At 64.3% G+C, this 6,264-nt stretch carries 7 protein-coding genes and 1 pseudogene; 4 read left to right on the forward strand and 4 right to left on the reverse strand.

Annotation, left to right across the window (positions count from 1 at the left end):
- Positions 1–113 precede the first annotated feature (113 nt).
- From B9C99_RS22595 to B9C99_RS22605, 3 genes are read left to right on the forward strand one after another with little or no spacing between them, the layout of a single operon-like run.
- Complete coding sequence (locus B9C99_RS22595; protein WP_143543586.1) at positions 114–479, forward strand: hypothetical protein; 366 nt, start codon at positions 114–116, stop codon at positions 477–479.
- 7 nt (positions 480–486) lie between these two features.
- Positions 487–888, forward strand: a complete 402-nt coding sequence (locus B9C99_RS22600; RefSeq protein WP_088899420.1) for a hypothetical protein — start codon at positions 487–489, stop codon at positions 886–888.
- Positions 889–914: 26 nt separating this feature from the next.
- Entirely contained in the window at positions 915–1,400 is a 486-nt protein-coding gene (locus B9C99_RS22605) for a hypothetical protein (protein WP_033097161.1), read from the forward strand.
- A gap of 415 nt (positions 1,401–1,815) precedes the next feature.
- Here the strand turns inward: B9C99_RS22605 and B9C99_RS22615 are convergent, their stop codons facing one another.
- Positions 1,816–2,757 (reverse strand): GlxA family transcriptional regulator, encoded by a 942-nt coding sequence (locus B9C99_RS22615; RefSeq protein WP_039586057.1) that lies wholly within the window; start codon positions 2,755–2,757, stop codon positions 1,816–1,818.
- A gap of 107 nt (positions 2,758–2,864) precedes the next feature.
- Between B9C99_RS22615 and B9C99_RS22620 the strand changes: the two genes are divergently transcribed.
- A complete protein-coding gene (locus B9C99_RS22620) occupies positions 2,865–3,176 on the forward strand; it encodes a putative quinol monooxygenase (protein ID WP_006247389.1) in 312 nt (103 codons plus the stop codon).
- A gap of 193 nt (positions 3,177–3,369) precedes the next feature.
- Here B9C99_RS22620 and B9C99_RS22625 read toward each other — a convergent pair.
- The 3 genes and pseudogenes from B9C99_RS22625 to B9C99_RS22635 all read right to left on the reverse strand — a co-directional run bounded on the left by B9C99_RS22625 (position 3,370) and on the right by B9C99_RS22635 (position 6,060).
- Positions 3,370–4,457 (reverse strand): annotated as a pseudogene (locus B9C99_RS22625) (oleate hydratase).
- A 45-nt stretch (positions 4,458–4,502) separates the two neighbouring features.
- Entirely contained in the window at positions 4,503–5,360 is an 858-nt protein-coding gene (locus B9C99_RS22630) for a 3-hydroxyacyl-CoA dehydrogenase (RefSeq protein WP_024101447.1), read from the reverse strand.
- A 13-nt stretch (positions 5,361–5,373) separates the two neighbouring features.
- Positions 5,374–6,060, reverse strand: coding sequence for a TetR/AcrR family transcriptional regulator (locus B9C99_RS22635; protein ID WP_229565158.1), 687 nt, complete (start codon positions 6,058–6,060; stop codon positions 5,374–5,376).
- Between the last annotated feature and the right edge of the window lie 204 nt (positions 6,061–6,264).

Below are 6,264 nucleotides of genomic sequence, written 5' to 3' on the forward strand. Positions count from 1 at the left end.
AGACCTGAGTTCCACAAGTTGACGTCGTTTCTAGCCAATTCGTTAGGATCGCTGCAGGTCACGAGTTCGAGCATGTGGCGCGCGGGTCACTAATCGAGCGGAGTTTGGAGGAGGTGGATCTGTACGTGGTGCAGTCCAAGACCGCCTCCGGGGCCATCGGCGTGCAGATCTGGGAGAAGATCCGCGGTCGGCGCCAGATGATCGCGCACATCGGCTCGGCCCACACGCCCGGCGAGCTTGCGGCATTGATCGAGATTGCTAAGCAACGAATCAACGCTAACCAGCACGAACTCGATCTCGGGCTGGAGGATCGAGCCTCGGCGGTGGTCCGAGGTGAGATAGTTTTAAGCCACCCACCGGATGGCTCTCGGGCGTCAGAAGTTACCGTTGGATACAGTTCACTTGGCCTCCCCGAAACCATAACCGAGAGATTCAAAAACGAGGCAGGCCAGACGTTTAGCCGATCAAAGATAAAGTGATACAGCAATGCCAACCACATTGACAGTTGATAACGAAACAGTCGAAGCTCTTGTCGAGAAACTCGCCAACGACCGCTATTTTCTCGCCGAATATCCCGCAGACCACGCTGCCTTTATCCTCTTTTACGAGTCAAACACAATAAAACTCCTTGCCGCCGCTTATGGGCCTCAGCGTGAGGATAACGTCGGCGACATCCACCCCAAGACGTTTGGGATTCTAAAAGCGGTAGTCAACAACACTTGGCTCGACAACCGGGAAGACCAACCTGGCGAACCTGTCGCAGGGGTGATCCAGTGCGACCTCAAGGCGAAGTCCGCAACCGTGACCTACCACCTCGGCAACGAAGCCGAGGCCTGGCGCTTCAACGATGACAACTCCATGGAGCTTCGAGCCGCGCTGCCCCCCTGACCCGACCCCCACTGAGAGGACTTGGCATGCCCGCTCCCCAGACGACTGACCCGACAGCGCTGCTCGGCCGGTGGGAATTGACCGGCTTCTCCGAACAGGACGCCGGACACCGCTCGGGCAGCTACGCGATCATCTTCCGCGACCGTTCGCTCTACACCCCGGAAACCATCTCCCCCGCCGGAGGCGAAACGCTCGAGATCACCGACTCCGACGGCGAGGTCCACTTCTCCATGCGAGGCGGCGCCAAGGTCCCCTGGACCTCCGCCGAGAAGGAGCAGGGCGTCCTGACCGACTCGATCGAGGACCAGGACGGACGCATCGTCAGCAGCGTGGCGCCATATCTCCGCATGGAGCGACTCGTGGACGGCACCTGGGTGAGCAAGTACTCCGACAGCGACCTCGACATGAACAGCAACCTGTTCACCGACGGCCCCGACCTCATCCTGATGGTCACCACCATCGTCGACGAACTCTACGTCACCAAATACTTCTACCGCTTCTCCCCAGCCTGAGCATTCCGTGCGACCATTACAGGCTCTTCCCAGATGACGGTGTAGGTCGGCCGGGCGCGTCGGTCCGCAGATAGACGTCGAGGTCTCCCGACGATGGAGGTTCCTACGCCATCCATCCGAAAGACCTCGACGTGTCCGACGCTACCCCGCCGGCCGGCTTCGGCCGCCCTGACCTGACCGCCTTCGCGGCTCATCCCAATCGACCCTGATCGGGTCTGCTGACCTCCTCGACGAGAACGCAGCGACATCACAGCCACCCAACCCCGACCGTCCGGGAAGCCGGGGCACGTCACATGGCCTGTGCTGCGGGCGTGTCGAGTGGGTCGTCCAGGGGCGACGCAGGAGCGTCGACGCGACGTGCTGAGAGGTGGTTCCAACCGAGCGCTAGGACACCGGCTACAGGCATGGCGATAGGTCAGGAACGGCGTCGCTCCCTGCGCAGGAGGGAGCGCAGAGTCTCGGCGTTCGCGTAGCCGACCCGTAGCGCGATCTCGGCGGAGGTGAGGTCCGTGGTTGCTGAGAGGTGCCGAGCTCGTTCGATGCGAAGCCGTTGGACGAAGCCGAGCGGAGTGAGGTTGAGCGCCGCACGGACTCGTCGTTCGAGGGTGCGCCGGCTGGTGCCGAGCGACTGCGCGACGAAGGCGACGTTGAACGGTTCGTCCAGGCGGGCGCGCACGAAGCGTTCGAACTCGACGACGATCGGGTCCTCGTGCCGGAGATGTTCGTAGGCGACGAAGGCCGCCTGCGACGGACGCTCGTCGATGATGAGGAGCTTGGCGACATATTGGGCCAGGTCGGGGCTGATCGATCGCACGAGTGAGAGCGCGAGGTCGATGTGGGCGAACGCGGCGCCGGCGGTGACGAGGTTCCCGTCGACCACGACCATGGTGTCGAGATCGAGGGCGACGGTCGGATAGCGCTTCAGGAACTCCGGCCCCAGGAACCAGCTGGTCGTCGCCCGCCGATGATGCATCCGTCCGGTCTCGGCGACGGCGAACACGCCGGTGCACGCCGCGGCGATCCGGGTGGTCGCGTCGTCGAGGCGCCCGAGTGAGGCGATGACCGAACGTGCATCTCGGCTCTGGAGGGCGTCGTTGGTAGCGGCGGCCGTGAGGGTTCCAAGCGCAGGGACGACGACCACGTCGAACTCTCCGGACTCCGACAGCGGGTGGTCTACCGACAGGGTCATCGATGCCGTCGTGGTCACTCGCCGTTTCGGTCCGAGGATGGCGAGTTCGATCGGGTCGATCCGCGGGTCGACATCGCCGCGGGCTCCGTCGGCCACCCGCACGATGTCGATGACCGACGCGACAGCCGAACCGAAGCAGCCGTCGATCGCGATCAGTCCGATACGCATGGCGCGAACAATAGCAAGACTGTCGTATACGCCACTCCCCACCGGCCCTCGCTCGTCATACGCTGAACTCGCCCCACGAAGAACCCCGACTTCAAGGAGAACCCCTCATGTCCACACCAGCATCACTTCCGTATGCATTCGTCGCCAAGATCGTCGCGGCCGATGGACAGCACGACGCGCTCGCCGATCTGCTCGCCGGCGCTGTCGCACTCGCCAACGAAGAAGTAGGAACGATTGTCTGGTTCGCGGCTAGGACCCACGCCGACACCTTCTGGATCTTCGATGCATTCCCCGACGAGGCCGCTCGCGACGCCCACGCCAACGGCGCCATCGTCGCAGCCCTGATGGCCAACCAGCACCTCCTCGGCGCAGCACCCGAGATCCTGGCGGCCGACGTCCTCGCGTCCAAGCTCCCGTAGTCCGCCAACGCACGAGACGATCGCGCCCCGCCGAGCCGTCGGACCCGACCGCCTCGACACCCGCACCACGTTGACGATCCCCGACGGGCCGATCACGAGGAGGCCAGGCAACACCAGGCGCAAGCCTGGAGCGGCACTGTTTCACCGGTGGTCATCGAGAGAGCCAGCGCGGTTCCATGGCAGCGCAACTGTGTCAACTTGCCCTCCGTCCCGCGAGGCGCCGTGGGCGGGTCGTGGTTGCGATCCGTTGCCGTGACGGGAGACGCGTTGCGCGTCGCAGCGATGACGGGTCGTTGGCGAAAGAGGAATGCTTGGCCGCGATGCGCCGCCACAGGTCCCACGCCGGCCCGGGGCCTTCGTCGAGTCTGGCCGCATTGTGGTGGGTGCCGTCGTCGGAGTTCTCTGTGAGCGAACCGATCGTGGCGAGCACGAGGTCGTCGGGACCGAGGTCGACGCCGCCGGGCACGCCGCCCTTTGTCCAGTGGATGCGGGTGGCCTGTTTACGGTCGCCGTCGAAAACGAAGTCGATGTCGGTGACCTCGGTGGAGAACTCGAATCTCACGCCCTGGTCCAGGAGCCAGCGGTACATGGGCAGCACGAGCGATTCGTACTGGTTGTACTTCGTGAACTTCAGCGCCGAAAGGTCGGGGAGCCCGCCGATGTGGTGCACGAACCGGTGCAGGTAGAGCTTCAGCTCGAGTGCGGAGTGCCAGTTCTCGAACGCGAACATCGTCCGCCAGTAGAGCCAGAAGTTGCTGCTCAGGAACTCTTCACCGAAGATCTCGTTGATGCGCTTGTCTTCCATCTCCTCACGCGAGGCGAGAAAAACCTTGACCAACTCCTTCTGAGCTTTCTCGCTCAGGCCGAACTCATTGTTGGTGACGAACTCCTCGCCCTGCCGGTGTGTGACCCGGTTGAGTGAGTAGTTGGGTCGTCTTTGTTGAGCCAGTAGAACTCGTCGAGGACGGATCCGTCGACCTCGAGCGACGGGATGGTGCGGAACAGATCCCAGAGGCACTCCATGTGGTCTTCCATCTCGCGCCCGCCGCGGATGACAAACCCTTTGTCCGGCTTCTTGATACCGTCCAGCGCGCCGCCGGGCAGGTCCAGGCGCTCGAGGATTGTGATCTTGTCGCCGGAGAGTTGCCCGTCGCGGATCATGAACACCGCCGAGGCCATCGAGGTGAGCCCGGCGCCGACGAACCAGGCGGTCTTGTTCTCGACTCCCTCGGGCTTGCGGGGGCGGGCGAAGGCTTCGTAGTTTCCACTGCTGTAGTACATCTGGCTTGCACGTCCTCTCGTGGACTGTTCTGCCGCGGTCGTGGGTCAGTTGTAGGTGTAGAAGCCCTCGCCGGTGGCGACGCCCAGCTTGCCGTGGTCGATGTACTCGCTCTTCAGCCAGGCCGCGAGCGCCTGGTCCTCCTCCCCGCCGTGGGCGAGGATGTTGTACGGGGTGGCCAGGCCGATGACATCGGTGATCTGGAAGGGGCCCATCGGCGCTCCCGTGCCGATCCGCCACACGTTGTCGATGTCCTTCGGCTCGGCGTATCCGCCGGCGGCGAGTGCGTACCCGGCGTTGAGGAACGGCACCAGTAGCGAGTTGAGGACGTAGCCGGACTTCTCCTTGTACACGGGGATCGGAACCATCCCGATGTTGCCGGCGAAGGCGACGACCTCGTCGAACACGGCCGGATCGGTGTCGGCGGTGCCCATCACCTCGGCGGTGTTGAACTTCCAGACCCGGTTCGCGAAGTGCAGCGCGAGGAACTTGGCGGGGCGTCCGGTGGAGTCCTTGAGGTCGCTGGGCAGAAGTGTCGACGAGTTCGTTGCGAAGATCGTCTTCTCCGGTGCGAGCTCGCCGAGCCTTCGGTAGGTGTCCTGCTTGATGGACAGTACCTCGGGGATCGCCTCGATGACCAGATCCGCGTCCGCGACCGCGTCGGCGAGGTCGGAGGAGAACCGGACGCGGGTGAGCGCCTCGTCCGCCTTCCCCTCGGCTGCCCCCGCGACTCCGTCGTCCTTGTAGGTGGTGACGAGAGCGTCGAACCGCTTCTTGGCTGCCTCGATGGCGTCGCTGCTGATGTCATATGCGGTGACCTGGAAGCCGCTGTAGGCGGTCTGGAAGGCGATCTGGGTGCCGAGGACTCCGGTTCCCAGGACGGTCACGTGTGTGATGTTGCTCATTGTTCTGTTTCCTTCATTCCTTCTCGGGCGGCGGATCCGGCCGCCGGGGTGTGTGCGGCACGCCGGTCACGATGAGCGTGACCTGACGTCTGAGGTCGTCGATCGCGTCAGCCTCGGGGATGTCCGAGGCCGTCATCCGAGCGATCGCGAGATGCGTGACGGCGAACAGCGAGGATCCTGCGACGCGTGCCTCCCCGTCGCTGAGGGTCGGAGCGGCGCGTCGTAGCGTGTCGGAGAGGGACGCCTCGAGCTCGAAGATCAACGCCATGCCCTCGGCCCGGAACTTCGCGTCGTGAGGGCCGAACAGCAGCTCCCGCTGGTACGCAGCACTGTTCTCCGGCTCACGTGCGGCAGCGACGACGAGCGGGTGCAGGCGGGCGAAGACCGCGGCGGCAGGATCCGGCGTCAACGCCGCACGCGCGGCGCCCTCATCTATCGATGCCCGGAGTGCCTCGTTGTAGACCATGAGCAGCAACTCGCTCTTGGTCGCTGCGTACCGGAACAAGGTCCCCGCTGCGACCCCGGCCGCGGCGGACACCTCCTGCGTCGTCACTGCGGAGAACCCGCGCGCACGCAACAGGTCGGACGCGGCGCGAAAGATTCGCTCCCGCTTGAGCCGCATGTTCTGCTCGCGGCGGGACTCTATCTCCCGAACGCCCGGGCGCCGTCCGCGCTCTGAAAGCTGCTGCACCTCGCTCACATTAATGAGCGTACTCATTTTTTTGCGGACCGCAAAGGGCGTACGCACGCGATCGGCGACAGGCGTGGCCGGTGTTGTGGCTCTTCACTATGGATCTCGTGGACCGGTTGGTCTGACTCCTTGATGGGCGTGACGGTCTCGGCTCGGTGGACGCAGGATGGGTCTGGTGGGCGGGTCTGGCTCACGGCTCTTCTGACGCCACTG

It is taken from the genome of Rhodococcus sp. BUPNP1, from assembly GCF_002215235.1.
GTDB lineage: Bacteria > Actinomycetota > Actinomycetes > Mycobacteriales > Mycobacteriaceae > Rhodococcus.